This window comes from Sphingobium sp. TomTYG46 (assembly GCF_055396345.1).
In genome coordinates, this window is the sequence record NZ_AP027324.1 from 641,550 (window position 1) to 664,913 (window position 23,364).

General features: G+C 63.2%; 22 protein-coding genes and 1 tRNA gene. 10 read left to right on the plus strand and 13 right to left on the minus strand.

Annotation, left to right across the window (positions count from 1 at the left end; genetic code table 11):
• Positions 1-134: 134 nt before the first annotated feature.
• The 3 genes from ACZ5YV_RS03360 to ACZ5YV_RS03370 are packed head-to-tail and all read right to left on the minus strand — an operon-like array spanning position 135 to position 3,712.
• Positions 135-833, minus strand: a complete 699-nt coding sequence (locus tag ACZ5YV_RS03360) for an ABC transporter ATP-binding protein (RefSeq protein WP_464788575.1) — start codon at positions 831-833, stop codon at positions 135-137.
• A 4-nt stretch (positions 834-837) separates the two neighbouring features.
• Entirely contained in the window at positions 838-2,271 is a 1,434-nt protein-coding gene (locus ACZ5YV_RS03365; RefSeq protein WP_464788576.1) for an efflux RND transporter periplasmic adaptor subunit, read from the minus strand.
• A complete protein-coding gene (locus tag ACZ5YV_RS03370) occupies positions 2,264-3,712 on the minus strand; it encodes an efflux transporter outer membrane subunit (RefSeq protein WP_464788577.1) in 1,449 nt (482 codons plus the stop codon). The genes ACZ5YV_RS03365 and ACZ5YV_RS03370 overlap by 8 nt, the downstream gene beginning before the upstream one ends.
• Positions 3,713-3,883: 171 nt before the next feature.
• Here ACZ5YV_RS03370 and fabD point away from each other — a divergent pair, with 171 nt between their 5' ends.
• The 5 genes from fabD (at position 3,884) to mltG (ending at position 8,420) form a co-directional block, all read left to right on the plus strand.
• Positions 3,884-4,819, plus strand: coding sequence for an ACP S-malonyltransferase (gene fabD / locus ACZ5YV_RS03375; RefSeq protein WP_464788578.1), 936 nt, complete (start codon positions 3,884-3,886; stop codon positions 4,817-4,819).
• A gap of 19 nt (positions 4,820-4,838) precedes the next feature.
• Positions 4,839-5,579: a 3-oxoacyl-[acyl-carrier-protein] reductase gene (gene fabG / locus ACZ5YV_RS03380; protein WP_464788579.1), complete on the plus strand. Its 741-nt coding sequence runs from the start codon at positions 4,839-4,841 to the stop codon at positions 5,577-5,579.
• 191 nt (positions 5,580-5,770) lie between these two features.
• A complete protein-coding gene (locus ACZ5YV_RS03385; RefSeq protein WP_006950224.1) occupies positions 5,771-6,004 on the plus strand; it encodes an acyl carrier protein in 234 nt (77 codons plus the stop codon).
• Between the two features lie 174 nt (positions 6,005-6,178).
• A complete protein-coding gene (gene fabF / locus ACZ5YV_RS03390; protein WP_464788580.1) occupies positions 6,179-7,438 on the plus strand; it encodes a beta-ketoacyl-ACP synthase II in 1,260 nt (419 codons plus the stop codon).
• A 10-nt stretch (positions 7,439-7,448) separates the two neighbouring features.
• Positions 7,449-8,420, plus strand: a complete 972-nt coding sequence (gene mltG, locus ACZ5YV_RS03395) for an endolytic transglycosylase MltG (protein ID WP_464788581.1) — start codon at positions 7,449-7,451, stop codon at positions 8,418-8,420.
• Between the two features lie 92 nt (positions 8,421-8,512).
• Here mltG and ACZ5YV_RS03400 read toward each other — a convergent pair whose 3' ends face one another.
• Positions 8,513-8,869, minus strand: a complete 357-nt coding sequence (locus ACZ5YV_RS03400) for a sugar transporter (RefSeq protein ID WP_464788582.1) — start codon at positions 8,867-8,869, stop codon at positions 8,513-8,515.
• 158 nt (positions 8,870-9,027) lie between these two features.
• Between ACZ5YV_RS03400 and ACZ5YV_RS03405 the strand changes: the two genes are divergently transcribed.
• From ACZ5YV_RS03405 to ACZ5YV_RS03420, 4 genes are read left to right on the plus strand one after another with little or no spacing between them, the layout of a single operon-like run.
• The gene (locus ACZ5YV_RS03405; protein WP_464788583.1) at positions 9,028-9,567 is read left to right on the plus strand and encodes a redoxin family protein; all 540 of its coding nucleotides are present in this window, start codon (positions 9,028-9,030) and stop codon (positions 9,565-9,567) included.
• Positions 9,568-9,604: 37 nt separating this feature from the next.
• Positions 9,605-10,096, plus strand: coding sequence for a 2'-5' RNA ligase family protein (locus ACZ5YV_RS03410; protein ID WP_464789136.1), 492 nt, complete (start codon positions 9,605-9,607; stop codon positions 10,094-10,096).
• A gap of 58 nt (positions 10,097-10,154) precedes the next feature.
• Entirely contained in the window at positions 10,155-11,150 is a 996-nt protein-coding gene (gene hemB, locus ACZ5YV_RS03415) for a porphobilinogen synthase (RefSeq protein WP_464788584.1), read from the plus strand.
• A 4-nt stretch (positions 11,151-11,154) separates the two neighbouring features.
• The gene (locus tag ACZ5YV_RS03420) at positions 11,155-11,742 is read left to right on the plus strand and encodes a gamma carbonic anhydrase family protein (RefSeq protein ID WP_464788585.1); all 588 of its coding nucleotides are present in this window, start codon (positions 11,155-11,157) and stop codon (positions 11,740-11,742) included.
• Positions 11,743-11,761: 19 nt separating this feature from the next.
• On the opposite strand, the gene ACZ5YV_RS03425 is transcribed toward ACZ5YV_RS03420, so the two are convergent.
• The 5 genes from ACZ5YV_RS03425 to zwf form a co-directional block, all read right to left on the minus strand.
• Positions 11,762-12,274, minus strand: a complete 513-nt coding sequence (locus tag ACZ5YV_RS03425; RefSeq protein ID WP_464788586.1) for a hypothetical protein — start codon at positions 12,272-12,274, stop codon at positions 11,762-11,764.
• 53 nt (positions 12,275-12,327) lie between these two features.
• Positions 12,328-12,945, minus strand: coding sequence for a bifunctional 4-hydroxy-2-oxoglutarate aldolase/2-dehydro-3-deoxy-phosphogluconate aldolase (gene eda / locus ACZ5YV_RS03430; RefSeq protein ID WP_464788587.1), 618 nt, complete (start codon positions 12,943-12,945; stop codon positions 12,328-12,330).
• The gene (gene glk / locus ACZ5YV_RS03435; protein ID WP_464788588.1) at positions 12,945-13,910 is read right to left on the minus strand and encodes a glucokinase; all 966 of its coding nucleotides are present in this window, start codon (positions 13,908-13,910) and stop codon (positions 12,945-12,947) included. Before glk ends, eda begins: the two co-directional genes overlap by 1 nt.
• A gap of 108 nt (positions 13,911-14,018) precedes the next feature.
• The gene (edd, locus tag ACZ5YV_RS03440) at positions 14,019-15,845 is read right to left on the minus strand and encodes a phosphogluconate dehydratase (protein WP_464788589.1); all 1,827 of its coding nucleotides are present in this window, start codon (positions 15,843-15,845) and stop codon (positions 14,019-14,021) included.
• Positions 15,838-17,313 (minus strand): glucose-6-phosphate dehydrogenase, encoded by a 1,476-nt coding sequence (gene zwf / locus ACZ5YV_RS03445; protein WP_464788590.1) that lies wholly within the window; start codon positions 17,311-17,313, stop codon positions 15,838-15,840. The genes edd and zwf overlap by 8 nt, the downstream gene beginning before the upstream one ends.
• 198 nt (positions 17,314-17,511) lie before the next feature.
• On the opposite strand from zwf, the gene ACZ5YV_RS03450 reads away from it, so the two are divergent.
• Positions 17,512-17,596, plus strand: a tRNA-Leu gene (locus tag ACZ5YV_RS03450).
• 239 nt (positions 17,597-17,835) lie between these two features.
• On the opposite strand, the gene ACZ5YV_RS03455 is transcribed toward ACZ5YV_RS03450, so the two are convergent.
• From ACZ5YV_RS03455 to ACZ5YV_RS03470, 4 genes are all read right to left on the minus strand, one after another.
• Positions 17,836-18,975: an aminotransferase class I/II-fold pyridoxal phosphate-dependent enzyme gene (locus tag ACZ5YV_RS03455; protein ID WP_464788591.1), complete on the minus strand. Its 1,140-nt coding sequence runs from the start codon at positions 18,973-18,975 to the stop codon at positions 17,836-17,838.
• A 7-nt stretch (positions 18,976-18,982) separates the two neighbouring features.
• Positions 18,983-19,672, minus strand: coding sequence for a 6-phosphogluconolactonase (gene pgl, locus ACZ5YV_RS03460; RefSeq protein WP_464788592.1), 690 nt, complete (start codon positions 19,670-19,672; stop codon positions 18,983-18,985).
• Positions 19,662-20,678, minus strand: coding sequence for a UDP-glucose 4-epimerase GalE (gene galE, locus ACZ5YV_RS03465; protein ID WP_464788593.1), 1,017 nt, complete (start codon positions 20,676-20,678; stop codon positions 19,662-19,664). Before galE ends, pgl begins: the two co-directional genes overlap by 11 nt.
• A 399-nt stretch (positions 20,679-21,077) precedes the next feature.
• Complete coding sequence (locus ACZ5YV_RS03470; protein WP_464788594.1) at positions 21,078-23,252, minus strand: 3-hydroxyacyl-CoA dehydrogenase NAD-binding domain-containing protein; 2,175 nt, start codon at positions 23,250-23,252, stop codon at positions 21,078-21,080.
• Between the last annotated feature and the right edge of the window lie 112 nt (positions 23,253-23,364).

Here is a 23,364-nt window from a genome sequence, read left to right on the forward strand (position 1 = left end):
CTCAGCAGCTAGGCGGACCTGGAGAGGGGGAGGGCACGCGCGATCCCCTCTCATCCAACTTCGCCGAGGCGCCTTCGTCGCCAAGGCTGCGTATCCTTCTCCCCGGAGGGGCGAAGGTTTGAATGAAGCCCCTCTCACGCCTTCACCCCCGCATCGATCCGCTCCACCAGCCCATCCTTGAAATGCACGATCGTACGCGCATAGGCGGCCATGTCAGGCTCATGTGTTACCATCACCACGGTAATGCCGCTGTTCCGGTTGAGGTCGGCCAGCAGTTCCATAATCTCTATCGATCGTTCTGAATCCAAATTGCCCGTAGGCTCGTCCGCCAGCAGCACGGCAGGCTGCGTCACGATCGCGCGTGCGATGGCGACGCGCTGCTGCTGGCCGCCAGACAGTTCAGCGGGTGTATGGTCCCACCATTCCTTCAACCCCACCTTGTCGAGCGCCGCCATGCCCGCGTCATAACGCGCCTTCCTGTCCTCGCCCCGGTAGAGAAGCGGCAATTCGACATTCTCCAGCGCGCTCGTCCGGGACAAGAGGTTGAAGCCCTGAAAGACAAAACCAAGATAGCGGCGACGAAGCAGCGCCCGCTGATCGCGGTCAAGCGTTTCGACGTGTCGGCCCTTGAACAGAAATTCGCCGCCGCTTGGCACATCGAGGCAACCGATAATGTTCATCGTCGTCGACTTGCCCGACCCCGAAGGCCCCATGACCGCGACGAAATCCCCTTCTACAATGTCCAGGTCGATGCCCTTAAGCGCCTGAAAGGCGGTAGCGCCCGCACCATAGATTTTGGTCACGCCGCGCAAGGAGATAATCGGATTGGCCACTGCGTCAGGTTCCGTTCTGCCGCCCGGTGCCGCGTGGCTCGTTGCCGCCTCCGGAGCGGTCCCTGCGCTGGCCGCCACCGTTCGAGCTGTCTTCGGCAGGCTGTTCCTGTCCCGCCGCAAGTTGGCCCGTGATGACCCGCATGCCGGGCTTCAATCCGCCACCCGTGATTGCCGTGCGCGCTCCGTCACTGGCGCCGACGGTCACCTGCAAGGGCTTGGGATTGCCGTCCTCGCCCACGACATAAACGGTCTGGCTGCTGCCGATGCCGAAGCTGACCTGCCGGTTGGCGCCGCCACGGCGGAAGCGTCGAGGGCCGGGTACGATCTGGCTGGTGATGCCGCCGCCCTGACCAGCGCCCGTGTTCGGCTTGAACCGCAACGCCGCGTTCGGAACCAGCAGGACGTTGCTCAGCTGCTGCGTGACGATGTCGGCGGTCGCCGTCATGCCCGGGCGCAGTGTCTCATCCTTGTTATCGACACCTAGCACGGCCGTGTACGCCACCACGGTTCCGATGGTGCTGGCCGTCGTACTGCTGCCTGATGAGGAGGATGACGAACTGCTTGAGACGTTGGAGCCGACATTGACCCGCGTTACCCGCGCCGGGAAGCTCCTACCGGGAAAAGCATCGACGGCAAAGGTCGCCGCCTGGCCTTCCTTGACCTGGCCGACATCGGCTTCGTCCACCGCGACTTCGACCTCCATCTTGGTCAGGTCTTCGGCAATGGTGAATAGCACCGGGGCATTGAAGGACGCAGCAACCGTCTGGCCGGGCTCGATGTCGCGCGACAGGACGACGCCGGTTACCGGCGACACGATCTGCGCAATGGAAAGATTGGTCTGCGCCGTGGCAAGCTGAGCACGGGACACACTGACCTGCGCCTGCTGCGCCCGCAGATTGCCAACAGCAGACTGATAGTCCGCCCGTGCAGCATCCAGCTCCGTCTTGGCAGGCACGCGCCCGCCCGACAGACGGAAGACGTTCAATTGCCGGTCGAGCGTCGCCTTTGCGAGCGCGACCTGCGCCTGTGCCTGACTGACGCTGGCCTGCGAGGCGGCCACCTGCGCCCGGTTCTGGGTGACGGAATCCACCAGTCGCCGCGTATCAAGCTCGGCCAGTCGCTGCCCCTTCGCGACGCGATCATTCACATCGACATAGACGTGCGTGATCTTGCCCGATTGTTCGGAACCCACATCGACTTGATTGATCGGCTTCAAATTGCCGGTGGCCGACACCGTCACCGTCAGGTCGCCGCGCCGCACCTCCCGCGTGGCGAAGTTCGGCTTGTCCTCCCCTGAAAAACAGCGGGCGAGTAGCAGGATCAGGATCAGCAGCGCCAGCCCGACTGCGCCGCGCACCACCCATTTGCGCCAGGGCTTTTCCGGACGCGCGCCGAGAAATTCGTCCAGATCCTTGTCCGTGCTCACATCTTCACTCATTGGGGCGGTTGTCCATATTCTGCCAGCCGCCACCCAGCGCATTGTAGAGCTGGGCGATGGCAAGGGCCTCATCGGCTTGCGCAGCCGCAAGGCTGTTGCGCGCGTTCAACAGCGTGGTTTCGGTGTTGGAAAGAGTCTGGAAATCAATCAACCCCGACTGATATTGGCTGCGCGCTAGTAGGGCGGCATTGTTCGACGCGTCGAAGGCGGTGGCGAACTCTGCCTTGCGCTGGCGGGCGCTGTTCAGGGACGCCATGGCGTTTTCGACATCTTCCAGCGCGGTCAGCACGCTCTGCTTATACGCGGCAAAGGCGGCATCAGTAGCGGCCCTTTGCGATCGCACCTGGGACGCGAGCCGTCCGCCGTCGAAGATCACCTGTGCGATATTGGTGAACACGCCCCCCGTGATGATGTCGAACATGCTTTTGATGCTGGTCGCGTTGGTGCCGATATTCCCGCTGATCCCCAGCGATGGGTAAAGCTGTGCCTGCGCCACCCCGATCCGGGCAGTGGCCGCCGCCAGGCTCCTTTCAGCCGCGCGGACGTCGGGGCGCTGACGCAGCGTGTCTGCCGGGATGCCAGTGGCGATCATGGTTGAAGCAACCGGGATCGGGGCAGGGGCCTCCAGCGCGCGGGTCGCCTCGCCCGGCGCTTGCCCGGTTAACACGGCAATGCGGTTCAGGCTGCCGCGCAGGCTCGCCTCCAGCTGCGGGATCGCCGCATTTGTCTGGGCAAGCTGCGCGCGGGCCTGCTGCTCATCGAGCGATGAAACAAGCCCTGCCTGAAGCCGCCAGTTTGCGATATTGTAATTGTCCCGCTGGATCGCCTGTGTTTCCCGGGCGATGCGCAACTGCTCCTGCGCCTGCCGGGCCTGAACATAGTTGGTGACCAGCTCGGCGATGATGGTCATGCGCACATTGGCCAGATCATAACCCGACGCGGCCAGGTCCCCGCGCGCAGCCTCGGCGGATCGGGACAATTCGCCGAACAGGTCGATCTGCCAGCTCGCATTCGCACCCAGCGAATAGCTGCTGCTCCAACGGTTTGATCCAGTGGACACAACATTGCCGTCGATCACCCGCGTGCCGCCGCCCCGGTTGGAATAATTCCGCCCGCCAGAACCCGACGCATTGACCTGGGGCAGAAACGCCGCCCGCGCCTGCACCAGCGACTCCCGCGCCTGCCTCAATCGCGCCTGCGCCTGCGCGATGTCGAGGTTGCTGGCTACCGCCCGGTCGATCAGCCCTGTTAGCACCGGATCGTTCAATCGCGTCCACCAGCTCGCCAGCTCTGCCTCGCTCAGCGCGCTGCCCACAGGAGCAGTGTAGTAGCTGCCCGGCACCCCCAATGCAGCCGGTTGCGGCGCCCGATAGTCAGGCCCCGCCGCGCAAGCCGAGAGCGTCAAAGCCGTCCCGCTGATCCAGCCAATGCGATATCGCACCTTTTCCTTGCACTCCGTCGTCGTTAAAGGGACGCCACCTTGGGGGTTGAGGCGGTCCAGTCAGGGAAACTGCCGAAAGGGACCTGATGTCTCAACGGCATTTGTGTCTCAAAGTGTAACGATGTTGAAAAACGGCGCTTTTGCAGGCGTCCTTGCGTCAGAAGGTGAATGATGAGGGCATTTCTTTTTCCGGGGCAGGGTAGCCAGTCGGTTGGCATGGGTAAGGCTTTGGCCGAAGCGAGCCCGGCCGCGAAGGAACTGTTTCAGGAGGTCGATGACGCCCTGTCGCAACATTTGTTCCGCATCATGGTGGAAGGTCCGGAAAGCGACCTCACCCTCACCGAAAATGCGCAGCCAGCGATCATGGCCAATGCATTGGCGACGTTGCGCGTGATGCAGCGCGAAGGTGGCTTCTCGCTGGCGGAAAAGGGCGATTTCGTCGCCGGGCACAGTCTTGGCGAATATAGCGCGCTCTGCGCCGTCGAAGCGTTCAACATCGGCACGACCTCGCGCCTCCTGAAGCTGCGCGGCCAAGCGATGCAGGCGGCCGTCCCGGTTGGTGAAGGCGCGATGGCAGCCCTGCTTGGCGCCGACATCGAAAAGGCGCAGGCCTTGGCCGATGCAGCGGCGGAAGGCGAAGTCTGTACCGTCGCCAACGACAATGATCCCACGCAGGTGGTGATTTCCGGCCATCGCGGCGCGATCGAGCGCGCCGTTGCTCTCGTGAAGGACCATGGCATCAAGCGCGGCGTGCTGCTGCCTGTGTCGGCGCCCTTCCACTGCCCGTTGATGCAGCCCGCCGCCGAAGCGATGGAAGAGGCCCTCGCCATGGCCGCCATCAACACCCCGCTGCTCCCCGTTTATGCCAACGTCCTCGCTGCTCCCATCGCAGACCCCGAGGACATCAAGCGCCGCCTGGTCGAACAGGTGACCGGCCGCGTCCGCTGGCGCGAATCCGTCGCCGCCATGTGGGACGCGGGCGTAACCGAGTTCGTAGAACTGGGCGGCAAGGTGCTCGGCCCCATGGTCAAGCGCATCGCCCCCGACGCCACCGTCCGCAGCGTCGTCACCATGGACGACATCGAAGCCACCCTCGCCGCTCTCTAAGATAAGGATAAAAAAGGCTATGTTCGATCTGACAGGCATGACCGCGCTGGTGACTGGTGCTTCCGGTGGTATCGGTTCAGCGATCGCCCGGTCGCTCGCGGCGCAGGGTGCGACGCTGGCGCTTTCGGGCAGCAATGAGGAAAAGCTCAAGGCTTTCGCTGCTGAGTTGGGCGGCGACCACAAGACGCTGGTCTGCAACCTGTCCGATCCTGCATCGGTCGATGGCCTCGTGGGTCAGGCTGTTGAAGCCTTGGGCGGCAAGATCGACATCCTCGTCAACAATGCCGGGATCACCCGGGACAACCTCATCATGCGTATGAAGGATGATGAGTGGTCGGATGTCATCTCGGTCAATCTGGAAGCTGCCTTCCGCCTTGCGCGCGCCGCCGCCAAGCCGATGATGAAGGCGCGCTTCGGCCGCATCATCTCGATCACCTCCATCGTCGGCGTCACCGGCAATCCCGGTCAGGCCAATTATGCCGCATCAAAGGCAGGCATCATCGGCATGTCAAAATCGCTCGGCCAGGAACTGGCGAGCCGGGGCATCACCGTCAACTGCGTCGCGCCCGGCTTCATTCGTTCGGCCATGACCGACGCGCTCAATGATGCGCAGAAGGGCGCCATCCTTCAAAAGATCCCCGCAGGCGACCTCGGCACAGGCGAGGATATCGGTGCTGCCGTTGTCTATCTCGCCAGCCGCGAGGCAGGCTACGTCACTGGGCAGACGCTGCATGTTAATGGCGGCATGGCGATGATTTGACGCTCGGTAAGAGGCGGGAAGGGGCAGATCATCCTCGCAACTGGACGGCCTTGTGCCATTCAGGTGCACGGAAGGGCGGGAATCATGCGTTTCGATCTTTTCTTGCCTCTTGCCTCCGTCGGGGCTTGCCTCTAGGGCATGCCTTAACAAATATTCACAACCTCAACGATACCCAGTAAAAAGGACCACTCATGAGTGAGACCGCGGATCGCGTTAAGAAAATCGTCGTCGAACATCTGGGCGTCGAAGCCGAAAAGGTGACCGAGGACGCAAGCTTCATTGATGATCTGGGCGCAGACAGCCTCGACATCGTCGAGCTGGTGATGGCGTTCGAAGAAGAATTCGGCGTGGAAATCCCCGACGACGCAGCTGAGAAGATCGGCACCGTCAAGGACGCCATCGATTATATCGACAGCAAGCAGTAAGAATGTTGCGCGGCTGACCGGGGGGTCGGCTGCCTGCGTTTTTTGAAGGAAATGGCTCCTCCTGTCCGGCGAATCCGGTCTTGGGGAGCCTTTTCGTATCTGGTCTACCGTTCACAAGCGCTTCCGAAGCAGCTAAGGAGCGGCCCAAACTATGAAGATTTTCGGAGCAGATATATGCGTCGCGTAGTCGTAACCGGCCTCGGCATGGTGAGCCCGCTTGGCGGGAATGTCGAAACTACCTGGAAGAACATCCTCGCGTCGAAGTCCGGCGCTGCGACGATCGCGCGCTTTGACGCCAGCGAATATAAGTGCCGCATCGCCTGCGAAGTGAAGCCCGCGGACCATGAATATGGCTATGATCCGGGCCTGGATGTCGATCACAAGATCCAGCGTCAGGTCGATCCCTTCATCGTCTACGGCATTTCCGCCGCCAGCCAGGCGCTGCGCGATGCGGGCCTCGACAATATGAGCGAGGAAGAGCGCCTGCGCGCCGGTTGCTCGATCGGGTCGGGGATCGGTGGGCTGCCGGGCATCGAAAGCGAATCGCTGGTGCTGGCCAACAAGGGGCCGAGCCGCGTTAGCCCGCACTTCGTCCATGGTCGCCTCATCAACCTGATTTCCGGTCAGGTCTCGATCAAATATGGCCTGATGGGTCCCAACCATGCGGTGGTCACCGCCTGCTCGACGGGCGCGCATTCGATTGGCGACGCCGCGCGCATGATCGCGATGGATGACGCCGACGTCATGCTGGCGGGCGGCGCGGAAAGCGCGATTTGTCCGATCGGCATCGCCGGTTTTGCCCAGGCGCGCGCGCTTTCCACCGCCTTCAACGACACGCCGGAAAAGGCCAGCCGCCCCTATGACGTCAACCGCGACGGCTTCGTCATGGGCGAAGGCGCGGGCGTGGTCGTCCTCGAAGAATATGAGCATGCCAAGAAGCGAGGCGCTCACATCTATGCCGAGGTCATCGGCTATGGCCTGTCCGGCGACGCCTATCACGTCACCGCTCCGCATCCAGAGGGTAGCGGCGGCTACCGTTCGATGGAAATGGCGCTCAGGAAGTCGGGCCTCAGCCTGGCCGACATCGACTATGTGAACGCGCACGGCACCTCGACCCCGCTCGGTGACGAGCTGGAGCTGGGCGCGGTGAAGCGCCTCTTCGGCGATAATATCTCGACCATGTCGATGAGCAGCACCAAGTCGGCCATCGGCCACCTTCTCGGCGGCGCGGGCGCGGTGGAAAGCATCTTCTGCATCCTCGCCATGCGCGACCAGATCGTGCCGCCGACACTCAACCTTGATGAGCCGAGCGAAAGCTGCGCGGGCGTCGATCTGGTCCCGCATGTGGCGAAGGAGCGGAAGGTCCGCGCGGTGCTGAACAACAGCTTCGGCTTTGGCGGCACTAATGCGTCGCTCATCATGAAGGCGATCTGAGGACAAAGCCATGCGGCGGTTCGGGCTGGTTATCCTTGCGATCGGCCTGGCCGTCGCCGCCTTCGTGGCGTTCCGCTTCGTCTATGGCTGGACCGAAGCGGGGCCTGCACCGCGCGACATCAGCTTCGTCGTGCCCGATGGCGCCACCGTCGCCGATGCCGCCGTTCTCCTGAAGCAGGCGGGGGCGGTGCGTTCCGCCGACGCTTTCCTTACCCGAACCAAGGTGTTTGGACGTGGAAAGTCGATAAAGGCGGGCGAATTTCTAATTCCCAAGGGCGCCAGCAACGCGGACATTTTCTCGATCCTTCAAGGCGGCAAGACGTTGACCCGCCTCGTCACCATTCCGGAGGGAATGCCTTCCATCATGGTCCATGAACGGCTGATGGCGAATGACGAGTTGACCGGGGATGTCTCGGTCCCCGCCGAGGGCAGCGTGCTTCCCGACAGCTATGCCTTCGACAAGGGCGAAAGCCGCGCTGCCGTGCTGAAGCGTATGCAGGACGCGATGACGAGCACTCTCGCCAAGCTATGGGCCGAACGCGCGCCCAACAGCGTGGCGAAATCGCCCAGGGAGGCGCTCATCCTCGCGAGCATCGTCGAAAAGGAAACCGCCGTGCCCGTGGAACGGCCCACGGTGGCGGGCGTCTATGGCAATCGTCTGAAAGCCGGGATGATGCTTCAGGCCGACCCGACCATCATCTACCCGATCACCAAGGGCAAACCCCTTGGCCGTCGCATCAAAAAGTCGGAGATCGCTGCGGTCAACGACTATAATACCTATGCGATGACTGGCCTGCCCAAGGGACCGATCGCCAATCCGGGCAAGCTGTCGATCCTGGCAGTGCTGCATCCCGCCGAAACGAAGGCGCTCTATTTCGTCGCCGACGGAAAGGGCGGCCACATCTTTGCCGACACGCTCCAGCAGCATAATGAGAATGTCCGCAAATGGTTCGAAATCCGCCGGGCGCGCGGAGAGCTTTAAGAGTGTTGTAGATCCTCCCTACGCCAAAAGCGTGGGGAAGGGGGGACCGCCGCAAAGCGGTGGTGGAGGGGAAATGGCACCCCTCCGCCAACTCACCGCAGCAAACCCCTCGCCCTCAACCGCATCGAATAGAGCAACTGCCCAACCGAAATGGCGAATATCACCGCCGGAAACACCGCCGCCGCCGCGCCCTTCACCGCCCACAAATCGGTGCCCAAAAAACTGTACCCGAACTGCACCACGACAGCGACCACGGACAGCGCGAACAATGGCACTGCCGCCGCCTTTCGCAGTAACAATAGCATGGCTCCCGCCGTGCCTGCGCCCACCGCGACGGCATAGGCCGCCCAAGCCCAATCCGGCATTTCTGCAAAGATGCGAGCGGTGTAGGGATCGCTTTTCGCGAGCGCCGTCAGATCAGCGCCATATTGCATGGCAAAGGCCGCCACTCCGACCAAATTCCAGATCAGCAGGCCGATTGCGATGAGTTTGAAGGATCATGACGCGCGCATATGAGTTTCCCCTCCCTGAAGCCTTTGCCCACGTAGCCGACCATCATATAGATGCGTTTCACCGCGTGAAAGCATGCTGACCGGGAGATGATGAAATGCTCGGACGTTCCGTACCTGATGTGACGCTGAAGACCCGCGTGCGCGATGAAAGCGTTGGCGGCCCCAATCCTTTCCGCTGGCAGGATGTTCAGACGGGCGACCTCTTCAAGGGCAAGCGAGTGGTCGTATTCTCGCTGCCCGGCGCCTTCACCCCCACCTGTTCGACCGAACAATGCCCCGCCTTCGAACGCTTCTACGACGATTTCAGGGCGCTGGGAGTTGATGACGTTTACTGCATCTCGGTCAATGACGCCTTTGTCATGTACCAATGGGGCAAGCATCTGGGCGTCAGGAATGTGAAGCTGCTGCCCGACGGATCGGGCGACTTCACGCGCCGCATGGGCATGCTGGTGAAGAAGGATCATCTCGGCTTTGGTGACCGGAGCTGGCGTTACGCCATGGTGGTCGATGACGGTCGGGTGGTCGCATGGTTCGAGGAGCCCGGTATCAACGATATCGGGGAGGATGACGATCCCTATGGCCAATCGAGTCCGGAATCGGTGCTGGAATGGTTGAAGGAACATCCGGCTGACTGAAGGCACGGGCACCGCGCCCATCCTATTGACGGTGCTTATGGGAGCGGAGGACTTCGCCTGGGCGGATGGCCTGCGCCACGCTCATTTCCCGCCGGAACGCAACAAGGTGCCCGCCCATATTTCGCTCTTTCATCATCTGCCGCCGACGCTGTTGCCGGAATTGAGCGACAGGATGAAAGGGCTTTGCGCCGGGCCACCGCCGCTCGCGATCATAACCGGCGTCATGTTGCTCGGCCGGGGCGTCGCCTTCGATGTGCGCAGTGATGGCTTGCTCGCCATTCGGGACGAACTGGCCGAAGTTTTTCGCGGCTTGCTCACCCCGCAGGATCAAGCGCGTCCCCGCCTGCACATCACGGTCCAGAACAAGGTCGATCCTCCTGTCGCTCGCGCACTAGCCGATCAGTTGAAGGCAGAGTTTCGTCCCCGCCCGCTCCGCATCGCGGGTCTGGCGGCCTGGTATTATCGCAGCGATGGATCGTGGGATCTCGCCAAGAAGGTGAGCTTTCGCTCCACCCGCATCCTTACATAGCTTCGACATGCGCCAGCGGAACCTTGATCGGGCGGTCGGGGCAGCCTAAACCCCGCCGATGACCCACGCTTCTTATCCGGCGCTCCGCCTGCGCCGCACCCGCGCCGCCGCTTGGACCCGCGCGCTGCACGCCGAAAATCGCCTGCACCCGAGCGATCTCATCTGGCCGCTCTTTGTGACCGAAGGGCAGGGGGTGGAAGAGCCGATTGCGTCCCTTCCCGGCGTCTCGCGCTGGTCGGTCGATGGCATGGTCGCCCGCGCGCGGGAGGCACGCGACGCGGGCATTCCCTGCCTCGCCCTTTTCCCCAACACGCAGGCCGATCGCCGCAGCGATGACGGGGAGGAAGCGCTTAACCCCGATAATCTCATGTGCCGCGCCATCCGTGCGATCAAGGACGCCGTGCCGGACATCGGCGTCCTGACCGACGTCGCGCTCGACCCCTACACCGCCCATGGCCAGGACGGCCTGCTGGACGAGCAGGGCTATGTCATCAACGACGCCACGATCGACGTCCTGATTGGCCAGTCCCTCAACCAGGCAGCGGCGGGCGCGGACATCATCGCGCCCAGCGACATGATGGACGGCCGGGTAGGCGCGATCCGCGAGGCGCTGGAGGAAGAAGGCCACGCCAATGTCCAGATCATGGCCTATGCCGCCAAATATGCGAGCGCCTTCTACGGCCCGTTCCGCGACGCCGTCGGCTCCAGCGGCCTGCTGAAGGGCGACAAGAAAAGCTACCAGATGGACCCGGCCAACAGCGAGGAAGCGCTGCGCGAAGTCGCGCTCGACCTTGCCGAGGGCGCGGACAGCGTGATGGTGAAGCCGGGCCTCCCCTATCTCGACATCATCGCCCGGGTGAAGGACCGGTTCGAGGTGCCCGTATTCGCCTATCAGGTGTCGGGCGAATATGCGATGATCGAAGCCGCCGTCGCTGCGGGAGTGGGCAATCGCGACGCGCTGGTGCTGGAAACGCTTCTCGCGTTCAAGCGCGCCGGTTGCTCGGGCGTTCTCACCTATCACGCGCTGCACGCCGCGCGGCTGCTGGGAGCCTGACGCCATGCCCGATCATCCGCACGCCGCCCATGCCGATCATCCCGGCGCCACCATCCTGACCTTTGGAGGCAAGACCCCGATCATCCACCCCAGCGCCTTCATCGCGCCGGGCGCGCGCATCATCGGCGATGTGGAGATCGGGCCGGATAGCAGCATCTGGTATAATTGCGTGGTGCGGGGCGACGTCAACGCGATCCGCATCGGCGCGCGCACGAACATTCAGGACGGCAGCGTCATCCACTGCGACGGCCCCGACCCCGCCAAACCGGACGGCTGGCCCACGATCATCGGCGATGATGTCCTGATCGGTCATATGGCGATGATCCACGGCTGCGAACTCAAGGATCGGGCGTTTGTCGGCCTTGGCGCGGTGGTGATGAACGGCTGCGTCATCGAAAGCGATGCAATGCTGGCCGCCGGAGCGCTGCTATCACCAAACCGCACAGTCCTGCACCGTCAGCTCTGGACCGGCCGACCGGCCAAATATATTCGTGACCTCACCGACGAAGCGCTGATCAACATGCGCGAGGGCGTTGACCGCTATGTCCACAATGCGAAGGCGCATAAGGGCGCGTTGAAGGCGGAGGACTAACTCTTTACGGGCAGGGATATCAAGGCTGAGCCAGCCGCCCCTTAGCCGCATCGATCCGGTCATTCTGCGAATCCACGATCGCCAGCGCCACCTTGCGCGCCGCATCGATCTGCTCCACCCCACCCTTGGCTTTGTCCTCCGCCAGCGCATTGCTGCGCTCGACATAAAGCGTGTCGAGGCTAGCCAGCGCCGAGACGCTATCGTTGCGCGCGGCCTCCAGCGCACTGATCGCAAGCTGCGCCGTGACCCAGGACTCGCTGGACACCGCCGCGCCCGCAGCAGCGCGCGTTGCCCGATCCGCGCCGGGCCATGCCTTGTCGAACGCCGCACTGCCCGCCCGTGCCTGCACCGCAAGTCGATCAACCTGCGCCAGCAAAGCCGGATCAGCCTCAACTGGCGCTGGAGCAGCCGGAGCTTCTCCCACCGGCGCATTCTCCACCGCCCGCTTGGCGAGTGAAGGATAGCCCGTCAGCGTCCCGGCACAGCCAGAAAGGAAAAGGGCGATGGAAGGGAGCAGCCGACGCAGGATCATGGCGATGATCTAAGGCGGGAAATCCCGCTGCGCAATGGCGGCAGCGCGAAACGTCAGCGCGGCAGCGCCGCAGCCTCGCGCGCCAAAGTCTCGATCTTCGCGGCATCGACCGGCCCCTTGGGCACGACCCAGCTACCGCCGACGCACTTCACAAAGGGTTCGGCCAGCCATTTGGGCGCGCTTTCCGCCGTGATGCCGCCTGTCGGGCAAAAGCGCGCGACATGCAGCGGCGCGGCCAGCGCCTTCAAAGCGGGCAGCCCGCCCGAAGTTTCCGCCGGGAAAAATTTGAAATGGGTGAGGCCCAGGTCCAGCCCGCGCATGATGTCGCCCGCCGTCGCCGTTCCGGGGAGAAACGGCACGCGCGCCGCGATCGCCGCCTTGCCCAGCGGTTCAGTGAGGCCAGGGCTGACGATGAACCGCGCGCCTGCCTCCATTGCCGCGTCCAGTTGCGACGGGTTCAGCACCGTGCCAGCGCCGACGACCGCGCCCTCGACCTTCGCCATCTCGCGGATCACGTCAAGCGCGGCGGGCGTCCGCAGCGTCACTTCCAGCGCGGGCAGGCCGCCCTTCACCAGAGCCTGCGCGATGGGCAGCGCGTCTTCCACCCGATCCACCACCAACACCGGGATGACCGGCGCCAACTCCATGACCTGTTCAACGCTGAGTGCCATTATTTCTTCTCCCGAAAGGCGGCGGCCGCCCCGTAAAGTCCAATCTCTTCATGCACCGCAAGGCGGATGGGCACCGTCGCCATCAGGCTTTCAAACCGCCCCTTGGCGATGAAGCGCCGATGAAAGCCGCTCTGTGGCAGCAAGCCGCGCATCCGCTGCGTCAGTCCGCCTGCCAGCACGACCGCGTTCGGCCCCTGCGCCAGCGCCAGGTCGCCCACGACCGATCCATAACAAAGGCACAGGCGATCGAACGCCGCGCGAGCGAATTCGTCCGTGCCGTCGATCGCGGCCTGCCACAATTCGGCATCTTCCATCAGCATCACCCGATTATGCCCGATGGTCGCCATCGCCTTGTAGATATTGTTGAGGCCCGGCCCCGACACGATCCGCTCGGTCGACACGCGCAGGAACTTGTCGCGCAGATAGGCGAGGATCTTTTCCTCCAGCGTGTCGAGCGGCGCGAAGTCGAGATGCCCGCCTTCGGTCGCGATCACATGCGGCTCGCCATCGTCGAATGCGATCATCGCGACGCCAAGGCCTGTTCCTGGCCCCACCACCGTAACGCCGCCGTCGCGGGGAAAAGGCCGGTCCTGCCCGAACAGCAGCGGCAGATTGTCGTCGGGCAGGCGAGCGACGGCATGCGCTACCGCTTCGAAATCATTGACCAGCCGCATCTGTTTCAGGCCCAGTTCTTCATCCAGCGTATCCGGACGAATCATCCAGCTGCTGTTGGTCAGCTTGATAACGTCCCGCCCGATCGCCGTAGCAAAGGCAATGGCCGCCGACTTGGGCAGGTCGCCGCCCTCATCATGCGCGAACGCGGCCCAGCAGGCCTGCAGGCTGGGGAAGTCGGCAACCTTATATTTTCGCACCTTGCCCAGCGTCGGGACATTGCGCGCGTTCAGCTTGGCCCGTGCGAAGCGGGCATTGGTGCCGCCAATGTCGGCAGCGATGATTTCGGTCATAGGACCACTCCAATCATGGCGTCATCCCAGCGCAAGCTGGGATCTCGTGAGGCCGGGCGTGCCCTCTCGCCTGAGATGCCAGCGTGCGCTGGCATGACGGGTGGGGGATTATAATTCAGCTTCCATCGCAGCCAGAATCGGCGACGCGCCGCTTTCCGCCAGATCACTGTGATGGCGGAAAAGCGCAAATAATTCACGGCCCGTGTCATAAGGGGCGGGGGGCGGCACCGGCATTTCGCGCGCGTCCCACTCAGCCGTATCGACCAGCGCCTCGATCGCGCCCTTGTCAGCACAGACCCGCACCATGTCTCCATCGCGCAGCTTGGCGATCGGCCCACCACCCAGCGCTTCGGGCGACAGGTGAATAGCGGCAGGCACCTTGCCCGAGGCCCCCGACATGCGTCCGTCCGTCACCAATGCCACGCGGAACCCGCGATCCTGCAATACACCCAGCGCCGGGGTCAGCTTGTGCAATTCCGGCATCCCGTTCGCGCGCGGCCCCTGGAAGCGGACCACGACCACGACGTCGCGTTCCAACTCGCCCGCCTTAAAGGCGCGCAGCACATCATCCTGATCGTGGAACACAGCCGCCGGAGCCTCGATGGTCCAGCGTTCCTTCTCGACCGCGCTTACCTTCATGACGCAGCGGCCCAGATTGCCCGCCAGCAGGCGCATGCCGCCATCAGGGCTGAAGGCGCTAGACACCGGGCGCAGGATGGCGTCATCGCGCGATACCGGAACGTCGCGCCATTGCAGCGCTTCATCCTCCAGCACCGGCTCCTTGCCATAATCGGTCAGGTCGGCCCGAGCGACCGTCATGATGTCCCGGTGCAGCAGTCCGTTGTCCAGCAGCTCGCGGATGACGAAGGACATGCCGCCAGCCATGTGGAAATTGTTCACATCGCCCGCGCCGTTGGGATAGACCCGCGCCAGCAGCGGCACGACATCGGAAATCTCCGCAAAGTCGGTCCAGTCGACACTAATCCCCGCCGCCCGCGCTATCGCTGGCACATGGATCGCATGGTTGGTCGATCCGCCGGTGGCCATCAGGCCGATGATCGCGTTGACGATCGCCTTCTCATCGATGCAATGGCCGAGCGGTCGATAATCATCGCCGTCCCACCCGATCGCCGCCAGCCGATGCACCGCCGCTCGCGTCAGTTCGCTGCGCAGCTTCGTGCCCGGATTGACGAAGGACGCGCAAGGCATGTGCAGGCCCATCACTTCCATCATCATCTGGTTGCTGTTCGCGGTGCCATAGAATGTGCAGGTCCCCGCTCCATGATAGCTGGCGCTTTCGGATTCGAGCAGCTCATCCTTGCCGACCTTCCCCTCCGCATAAAGCTGGCGGATGCGCACCTTTTCCTTATTCGCGAGGCCCGAAGGCATCGGCCCGGCGGGGATCAGGATGGTCGGCAGATGCCCGAAACGCAGCGCGCCGATCAGCAGGCCTGGCACGATCTTGTCGCATATCCCCAGCAGCGCCGCTCCCTCGAACATCGCATGGCTGAGCGACACTGCCGTCGCCAGCGCGATCGTGTCGCGGGAAAAGAGCGACAGGTCCATGCCCGCCTGTCCCTGCGTCACGCCATCGCACATGGCGGGTACGCCCCCTGCGACCTGCGCCGTCGCGCCGACTTCGCGCGCGGCGATCTTGATCGCTTCGGGATAACGGCCATAGGGCTGATGCGCCGACAGCATGTCATTATAAGCGGTGACGATGCCGATATTCATCGCGCCGCCGGTGCGGATCACCGGCTTGTCTTCGCCGCTCGCCGCAAAGCCATGGGCTAGGTTGCCGCAGGATAGCTGCGCGCGGTTGGTCCCGGCATCCCGGCCACGCTCGATCAGGTCGAGATATTGGCGGCGGCGCGGCGCGCTCCGCTTTACGATGCGTTCGGTGACCTTGGCGATCACCGGATGTAGGTTAGTCATGCCAGCTGGCTCCGTCTCGTTCAATCAGGGCAATGGCCGAAGACGGCCCCCAGTTCCCCGAAGCGTAGGGCGAAGGCTTCACCCCTGCTTCCTTCCAGCCGTCGATGATGGAATCGATCCATGTCCACTGCGCTTCGACCTCGTCCCGGCGCACGAACAAAGTCTGGTCACCTGACAGAAGGTCAAGGATGAGCCTTTCATAGGCGATGCGACGGCGCTGCCCTGCAAAGGCGGCGGTCAGGGACACGTCCAACGTCACTTCCTCCAGATGGACGTCGCGCTCCAGCCCCGGCCTTTTGCTCATGATCAGCAGGCGGATATATTCGTCGGGCTGAAGCCGGATGATCAGCGTGTTGGGCTCCAGCCCCGAACCCCCGCCGGAATGCTGCCCGTCGCGGCCGAATATCGAATGGCGTACAGGCTTGAATTGAATCTGGATTTCCGACTGGCGCGTCGGCATCCGTTTGCCCGTCCGCAGGTAAAAGGGAACGCCCTGCCAGCGCCAATTGTCGATATGGGCCTTCAACGCGACGAAGGTTTCGGTGTCGGAAGCCTTGCCCAGTTCGTCGCTATAGCCGGTGACGATTGCGCCGCCGACCGCGCCCGGCGTATATTGGCCGCGCACGCTGTTGGTCTTCACCGTCTCCGCAGTCATCGGGCGCAGCGACCGCAGCACCTTCACCTTCTCGTCGCGCACGGCGGTCGGGTCCATGCGGGCAGGGGGCTCCATCGCGATGATCGACAGGATTTGCAGCACATGATTCTGCACCATGTCACGCAGCGCGCCGACGCCGTCATAATAGGAAACCCGGCCTTCCAGCCCCACCGTCTCGCCCACCGTGATCTGCACATGGTCGATCGCCGTGGCGTTCCACAACGGTTCGAACATCACATTGCCAAAGCGCAGGGCGAGCAGGTTCTGCACCGTCTCCTTGCCCAGATAATGGTCGACCCGGAAAATCTGGCTTTCGTCGAACAACGCGCCGATGCCGTTGTTGACATCCTTCGAAGAAGCGAGGTCCTTGCCGATCGGCTTTTCCATCGCGATCCGCGTCGTCGGGGTGATGAGGCCCGCGTCCGCCAGCCCCTGCGCCGTGGGCGCGAAGAGGGAAGGGGGCGTCGACAGATAGACCGACAGCCCGCGCTCGGCCCGTCCATCGAGCCGCTTCGCCAGCTTCTTGAATTGCTCCGGCTTACCCGCTTCGACGGGCTGATACCCGATCATCGCCTTCAGCCGCGCCGCGACCTCCGCATCATAGCGATCGGCGCCGACGAACTTTTGCAGCGCCTTGTCGATGTCGGCGCGGAACGCTTCGTCGTCCATCTCCGTGCGGCCCGACGCCACGATCATGAAGTCATCGGGCAGCAGACCATCGCTAAGCAGATTATAGAGCGACGGAAAGATCATGCGGTGCGCCAGATCGCCGGTGGCACCGAAAAGCAGGAACGTGGCAGACGGATCGGTCAAAGGATGCCCTTTTCCGTTGGGAGGAATTTTTCAGGTCTGCACGAAACGGTCCTATAGCGGTACGGTTTCGTTACGCAAGCAGGCTATCGGCGCCCGACGGGTCCCGCAACCGCTTGACTTGCTAATCCTGCGTGGCGGCTGATTTTTGTCTGGACGCTGGCGGCTGATTTTGCCATTTGGCGCGGGCAGGCCATGCACGCGGGCGTGGTGAAACTGGTAGACGCGCCGGACTCAAAATCCGGTTCCGAAAGGAGTGTCGGTTCGATTCCGACCGCCCGCACCATCTTTGTTTGAGCGATGCCGCCCGCCAACCCTTCGCGCGGGTGCAATTTCGCTCCGCTTAGCCGCACCATCCTTCGTCGAGAAAAAGAAAGACCCGGCAGCATGAAGCAGCCGGGCCAGGGGGGCTTTTACCAGGTAAAAGCCTCGGGTCGCGCGGCTTCCCTAGCGCAAAAAGATGACAATTCCAGTTAATCGGCGGCGGTCGATCCATAATGGATCAAACAGCCCGATCACGCCGCGTCAATCCTTGAGCGGCTGTGCCTTGAACCACGGCACCAACCGCCGGATTGCTTCCTCCACCCGATCCGTAGAAACGGCAAAGCTGATGCGAATATGCCGGTGCCCATCCACCGGATCAAAATCGATCCCCGGCGCCGTCGCGACGCCGGTCTCCTCCAGCAACTTCTGGCAAAAGCCGAGGCTGTCATCCGTCAAATGCCCCACATCCGCATAGATGTAGAAGGCCCCATCCGGCGGCGCGATTTCCTTGAGGCCAAGCGCTGGCAGCGCCGCCAACAACAATTCCCGGTTCCGCCGGTAGTTCGCGACATGCCCCTCCAGCTCATCCAGGCAGTCGAACGCCTTCAACCCCGCATGCTGCGCGAGGGAAGGGGGCGTCAGGAACAAATTCCCCATCCTCGCTCGCGCCGCCTCGACCAGCGCCCGCGGAAACACTACCCAGCCGAGCCGCCACCCGGCCATCGAAAAATATTTGGAAAAACTGTTCACGACCACCGTATCGGGCGCGAATTCCAGCATCGAATGCGCCGCCTCCCCATAGGAGAGGCCGTGATAAATCTCGTCCGACACGATCCTGATCCCGCGCCGCGCGCAGACCTCCGCGATTCGCGCCATCTCGTCAGCGGGAATGATCGTGCCAGTCGGATTTGCAGGACTCGCGATGATCACGCCGTCGGGTGCAGGCTCCATCGCGTCCAGCGCCGCCGCGCTGATCTGGTATCGCTCGGCAGGCCCGCAATCCACCTCGACCGGTTCGAGATAGAGCGCCTTCAAAGTATTGCGATAAGCGACATAGCCCGGCCGCGCCGTTGCCACCCGCGCGCCCGGCGCGAACAGGCAACTGAGCGCCAGCACCAGCCCCGGAGAAGCGCCGCAAGTCAGCAGAACCTGCTCCGCCGCCACTCCCACGCCATAGCGTTCCCGATACAGCAGCGCGATCCGCTCTTTCAGCGCCGGACTCTCCCAATAACCCATCGGATCGCTGTCCAGCACCCGATGCGCCTCCGCAATCGCAGCGGCAGGCGCGCCGGTCGAAGGCTGCCCGAATTCCATATGCAGGATAGAGCGCCCCTCGGCCTCCAGCCGATGCGCCTCCACCCCGATCGCGATGGCGTGAAATGGATCGATCTGCGCAATCATGCGCGCCTCACTCCGAAATCCAAACCTCGACCGACACGCCATGCTGGCACAGCGCCACCCGGATCGGCAGCTCCTCTACCGGCCCGCCAGCCAGCGCTCGGTCATAGACCGCCTTTTTCGCCGCTCCTCCGATCTGCAAAAAGATATGCCGACTCTTGAGGATCGCCCTGGCGCTCAGTGACATGCGCTGATGCGGCGCGGCAGGCGGCGTGACCGCCACCGTCAGCGCATGGGTGGAAAGCCCCTCCGCTAACTCCTTCGCCTCCGGGAACAGCGAAGCCGTATGCCCGTCCTCACCCATGCCCAACAGCACGATGTCCAGCGGCCAAGGCAATTCCGCCAGCGCCGCTTCGCAAGCGGCCTGCCCGGCATAGACATCCGCCGCGCCATTCTTCATGCCAACAAAGCGCGCCTTCGCCGCCGCGCCCTGCAACAGCGTCTCGCGCACCAGCCGCTCGTTGCTGTCCGCATGATCCGCCGCCACCCATCGCTCATCGACCAGCGTCACGACGACCTTGTCCCACTCCAGCGCAGCGCCCGACAGCGCCTCCAGCACTGGCCGGGGCGACCGCCCGCCCGACAGCGCGATCGTCGCCACGCCCCGCGCCGCGATGGCATCGCCCAGCACCACCGCGATCCGCCGCGCCATGTCGGCAGCGGCAAGCGCGCCATCAACGAAAAGATGTTCAGTGGGCATCGCGGTCGCCCCTGATGTCGGTCAGCTTACGCTCCCATGCCAGCGCATGCGCGACGATCTGGTCCAGATCGGCATGGCGCGGCTGCCACGGGAATTCCGCCATGATCGCGCGATTGTCGGAGATCAGCGAGTCCGGATCGCCCGCGCGCCGTCCTTCCATCCGCCGCTCGATTTTGATGTTCGTCACCCGATCGACCGCATCCAGCACTTCCAGCACCGAAAAACCGCGCCCATAGCCGCAATTCAGCAGATAATTCTGTTCCGGCTTAGCCATCAGCGCGTCCAGCGCCAGCACATGCGCCGCCGCCAGATCAGTGACATGGATATAGTCGCGCACGCCCGTGCCATCAGGCGTATCGAAATCCGTCCCGAACACCGACACAAACTCCCGCTTCCCCAGCGCGGCCTCGACCGCCACCTTGATAAGGTGCGTCGCGCCGGCCGTCGACTGACCCGACCGCCCCTGCGGATCGGCGCCAGCGACGTTGAAATAGCGCAGCGCGCAGAAGTTCATCGGATGCGCCGCGCTCACGTCGCGCAGCATATATTCGGTCATCAGCTTGGACATGCCATAGGGATTGATCGGCCGCTGCGGCGTCGTCTCCCTGACCGGGCTTTCCTCCGGAATGCCGTAGGTTGCGGCGGTGGAGGAAAAGATGAAATGCGGCACGCCGACCGTCACCGCGCTTTCGATCAGGTCGCGGGTCTTGGCGCTGTTGTTATGATAATATTTGAGCGGGTTCTCCACCGATTCCGGCACCACCACCGACCCGGCAAAGTGCATGATCGCCTTGACGTCATGATCGCGCAGAGCCTTCTGCACCAGCGGCTGATCGGCGATATCGCCCTCGACGAAAGCCACATCGTCCGGCACCGCCCAGCGAAAACCCGTCACCAGATTGTCGATCACCACGACGCCATAACCCGCATCGCGGAGCGCCAGCACCGCATGGCTTCCAATATAGCCGGCACCACCAGTGACCAGAACCGTGGGCTTTTCGCTCATAGAATAGGATTTCCTCTGACAGAATCGGGCGTTCATCCTCCGTCATCCTGAACTTGTTTCAGGATCCATGGTGCCTCCACACTCAGGCGGAGCCGAAGGCGAGATGGATCCTGAAACGAGTTCAGGATGACGAGCGTGGGGATAGCCGCTGCCCGACGACTAACGCACTGAAGCTACAATGCCCACCCCGTTCATGCTGCACCGCGAGACGAAAAGGGGTTAGAGAGGGACACGCTGCGTGTGTCCCTAAAACCTTGTCATCCTGACCTCGTTTAGCTGCGCTGGCCTTCGGCCCAGGATCTATCGTGCCCCACACTCAACTCCTGCCGGAGGCGAGATGGATCCTGAATCAAGTTCAGGATGACGGCAGGTCAGCTTTCCATCGTGCTGAACAAACCCTCAAGCCGCAGCCTTCACCCCTTCATCATAGAATGTCGCCCCACTAGCCGCCATGTCCTGCAACTGCACCGTCGGCGCGAAGCGATCCCCATGCCGCGCCGCCAGCCGTTCCAGCACCGCCACCACATGCCCGATACCAACCGTATCCATATGGCTGAACGGCCCCCCGGTCCAAGGCGCAAAGCCCCAGCCGAAGATCGCGCCCAGATCGCCATCCTCCACGGTTTCCAGCACGCCTTCCTCATAACAGCGGGCGCATTCCACCAACTGGCGATAGAGCAGCCGTTCCTTCACTTCCTCGACATCGGGCTGCACGGCAGCGCGCGGGAACATCTCTTCCAGCCCCGGCCAAAGATGCTTCTTCCCACCCTCGGGATAATCATACCATCCCTTCGCGCTCTTACGGCCCAGCCGCCCCAGCTCAACCATGCGCGCCATCACTGCATCGGACGGCTGCGCCACATAGGAATCGCCCAATTCCTTCTGAGCCGCGACGACGATCTTGTGGCCAAGCTCGATCGACACCTCGTCGCCGACCGCCAGCGGCCCCACGGGCATGCCCAACTGCCGCCCCGCATTTTCGATGAGCGCCGGGTTGATCCCCTCGGCCACCATCTCCACGCCTTCCTGCACATAGGTGCCGAAACAGCGCGAGGTATAGAAACCGCGCGAGTCATTGACGACGATCGGCGTCTTCTTGATCTGGCTGACGAAATCCAGAGCTTTGGCGATGGCGGCCGGGCCGGTTTCCTTGCCCAATATGATCTCGACCAGCGGCATCTTCTCGACCGGCGAGAAAAAGTGGATGCCGATGAAATTGGCAGGCTTGCTCCACGCCTTGGCGAGCTTAGTGATCGGCAAGGTCGATGTGTTGGACCCAAAGATCACATCGGGGCCGAGCACCTCCTCGACGTTCTTCGTGACCTCCGCCTTGATCGCGACATCCTCGAAAACGGCTTCGATCACAAAGTCCGCTCCGGCGAGCGCCGCATAGTCGGTCGTCGGCGTCACGCGCGCCAGCGTTTCCGCCATCTTCTCCGGCGTCATGCCACGGCCCAGCCGCTTCTTCAGTACATCCTCGACATGCGCCTTGCCCTTCTCCGCATAAGCGAGGTCACGGTCGAACAGCATGACCTCCATGCCTGCCTGCGCCGCCACTGTCGCAATCCCTGCCCCCATCATGCCAGCGCCCAGCATGGCAAGCTTCTTCGTCGGCGCCTTGGGCTGGTCCTTCGGCCGCCGCGCACCGCGTTCGGCGGCATTCTTGTTGACGAACAGGCTGCGGATCATGTTCGCCGCCTGCGGATCGGCAGCCACCTTGGCGAAATATTTGCTCTCGACGCGGATCGCCCGGTCGAACGGCAGCAGCGCGCCTTCATAGACCGCCGACAGCAAAGCGGTGGGCGCATTCATGTTCCGCTGCGTCTGCTTCAGCGTCATCGGCACTGCGCCGACCATCGTCTGCACGAAAGCGGGATTGAACGCACCCGCACCACCGGGGAATTTGAACCCCTTGACGTCCCACGGCTGCGCGCTGGCGGACGGGTTCGCCTTCACCCACTCTTTCGCCTTCTCGACCGCCAAGCCCTGCGGCACGACTTCATCGACGGCCTTCAGCATCGCCGCTTCGGCTGGGCGGAACAGCTTGCCCTGCAACATGTACATCAGCGCCGCCTGCACTCCGATCAGGCGCGGCAGCCGCTGCGATCCGCCACCGCCGGGAAAGAGGCCGATCAGGATTTCGGGCAGGCCAAGCTGCGTCTTGGAACTATCGCCCACCACCCGCCGATGGCACGCCAGCGCCAGTTCGAACCCGCCACCGACGCACGTGCCTTCGATCGCGCATGCCACCGGCTTGCCACATGTCTCCAGCCGCCGGAACAGTTGGTTCAGCATGAAAACCTGCTCGAAAATCTCGGCCGGGGCAGGGCGCTTTCCCGCGCCGCTCGCCAGCATCGACCCGAAATATTTAAGGTCCATGCCAGCCATGAACCCGCTGTCCTTGCCCGAAGCAATCACCGCGCCCTTGATCGCTTCCTCCGACCCGATGCGCGTAATCGCCTCATCCAGATCAGCGAGGAAGTCGGGGCCGATCACGTTCATCGATTGTCCAGGCACGTCGATGGTCAGCGTGGCGATGCCGTCCGCATCGATGTCAAAACTGATGGTCTGCATAAAATCCTCTCCGATCCTCAAAGGCCATCCCCTTCAGGTTCAAACGAGGCACGTGACTCGTTTGAAGGGTTGGGGTGGGGGCCATCCTCCAGAGCCGCGCTCGGATCAGCCA

Excerpts from the sequence above, each read along its gene's own strand:
- ACZ5YV_RS03470 (WP_464788594.1), bottom strand. The coding sequence starts at position 23,252 with ATGCAGACCATCAGTTTTGACATCGATGCGGACGGCATCGCCACGCTG.
- ACZ5YV_RS03385 (WP_006950224.1), top strand. The coding sequence starts at position 5,771 with ATGAGTGAGACCGCGGATCGCGTTAAGAAAATCGTCGTCGAACATCTG.
- edd (WP_464788589.1), bottom strand. The coding sequence starts at position 15,845 with ATGACTAACCTACATCCGGTGATCGCCAAGGTCACCGAACGCATCGTA.
- hemB (WP_464788584.1), top strand. The coding sequence starts at position 10,155 with ATGACCCACGCTTCTTATCCGGCGCTCCGCCTGCGCCGCACCCGCGCC.
- eda (WP_464788587.1), bottom strand. The coding sequence starts at position 12,945 with ATGGCACTCAGCGTTGAACAGGTCATGGAGTTGGCGCCGGTCATCCCG.
- ACZ5YV_RS03420 (WP_464788585.1), top strand. The coding sequence starts at position 11,155 with ATGCCCGATCATCCGCACGCCGCCCATGCCGATCATCCCGGCGCCACC.
- fabF (WP_464788580.1), top strand. The coding sequence starts at position 6,179 with ATGCGTCGCGTAGTCGTAACCGGCCTCGGCATGGTGAGCCCGCTTGGC.
- ACZ5YV_RS03410 (WP_464789136.1), top strand. The coding sequence starts at position 9,605 with ATGGGAGCGGAGGACTTCGCCTGGGCGGATGGCCTGCGCCACGCTCAT.
- ACZ5YV_RS03405 (WP_464788583.1), top strand. The coding sequence starts at position 9,028 with ATGCTCGGACGTTCCGTACCTGATGTGACGCTGAAGACCCGCGTGCGC.
- glk (WP_464788588.1), bottom strand. The coding sequence starts at position 13,910 with ATGACCGAAATCATCGCTGCCGACATTGGCGGCACCAATGCCCGCTTC.
- pgl (WP_464788592.1), bottom strand. The coding sequence starts at position 19,672 with ATGCCCACTGAACATCTTTTCGTTGATGGCGCGCTTGCCGCTGCCGAC.
- galE (WP_464788593.1), bottom strand. The coding sequence starts at position 20,678 with ATGAGCGAAAAGCCCACGGTTCTGGTCACTGGTGGTGCCGGCTATATT.
- fabG (WP_464788579.1), top strand. The coding sequence starts at position 4,839 with ATGTTCGATCTGACAGGCATGACCGCGCTGGTGACTGGTGCTTCCGGT.
- mltG (WP_464788581.1), top strand. The coding sequence starts at position 7,449 with ATGCGGCGGTTCGGGCTGGTTATCCTTGCGATCGGCCTGGCCGTCGCC.
- ACZ5YV_RS03425 (WP_464788586.1), bottom strand. The coding sequence starts at position 12,274 with ATGATCCTGCGTCGGCTGCTCCCTTCCATCGCCCTTTTCCTTTCTGGC.
- ACZ5YV_RS03455 (WP_464788591.1), bottom strand. The coding sequence starts at position 18,975 with ATGATTGCGCAGATCGATCCATTTCACGCCATCGCGATCGGGGTGGAG.
- fabD (WP_464788578.1), top strand. The coding sequence starts at position 3,884 with ATGAGGGCATTTCTTTTTCCGGGGCAGGGTAGCCAGTCGGTTGGCATG.
- ACZ5YV_RS03365 (WP_464788576.1), bottom strand. The coding sequence starts at position 2,271 with ATGAGTGAAGATGTGAGCACGGACAAGGATCTGGACGAATTTCTCGGC.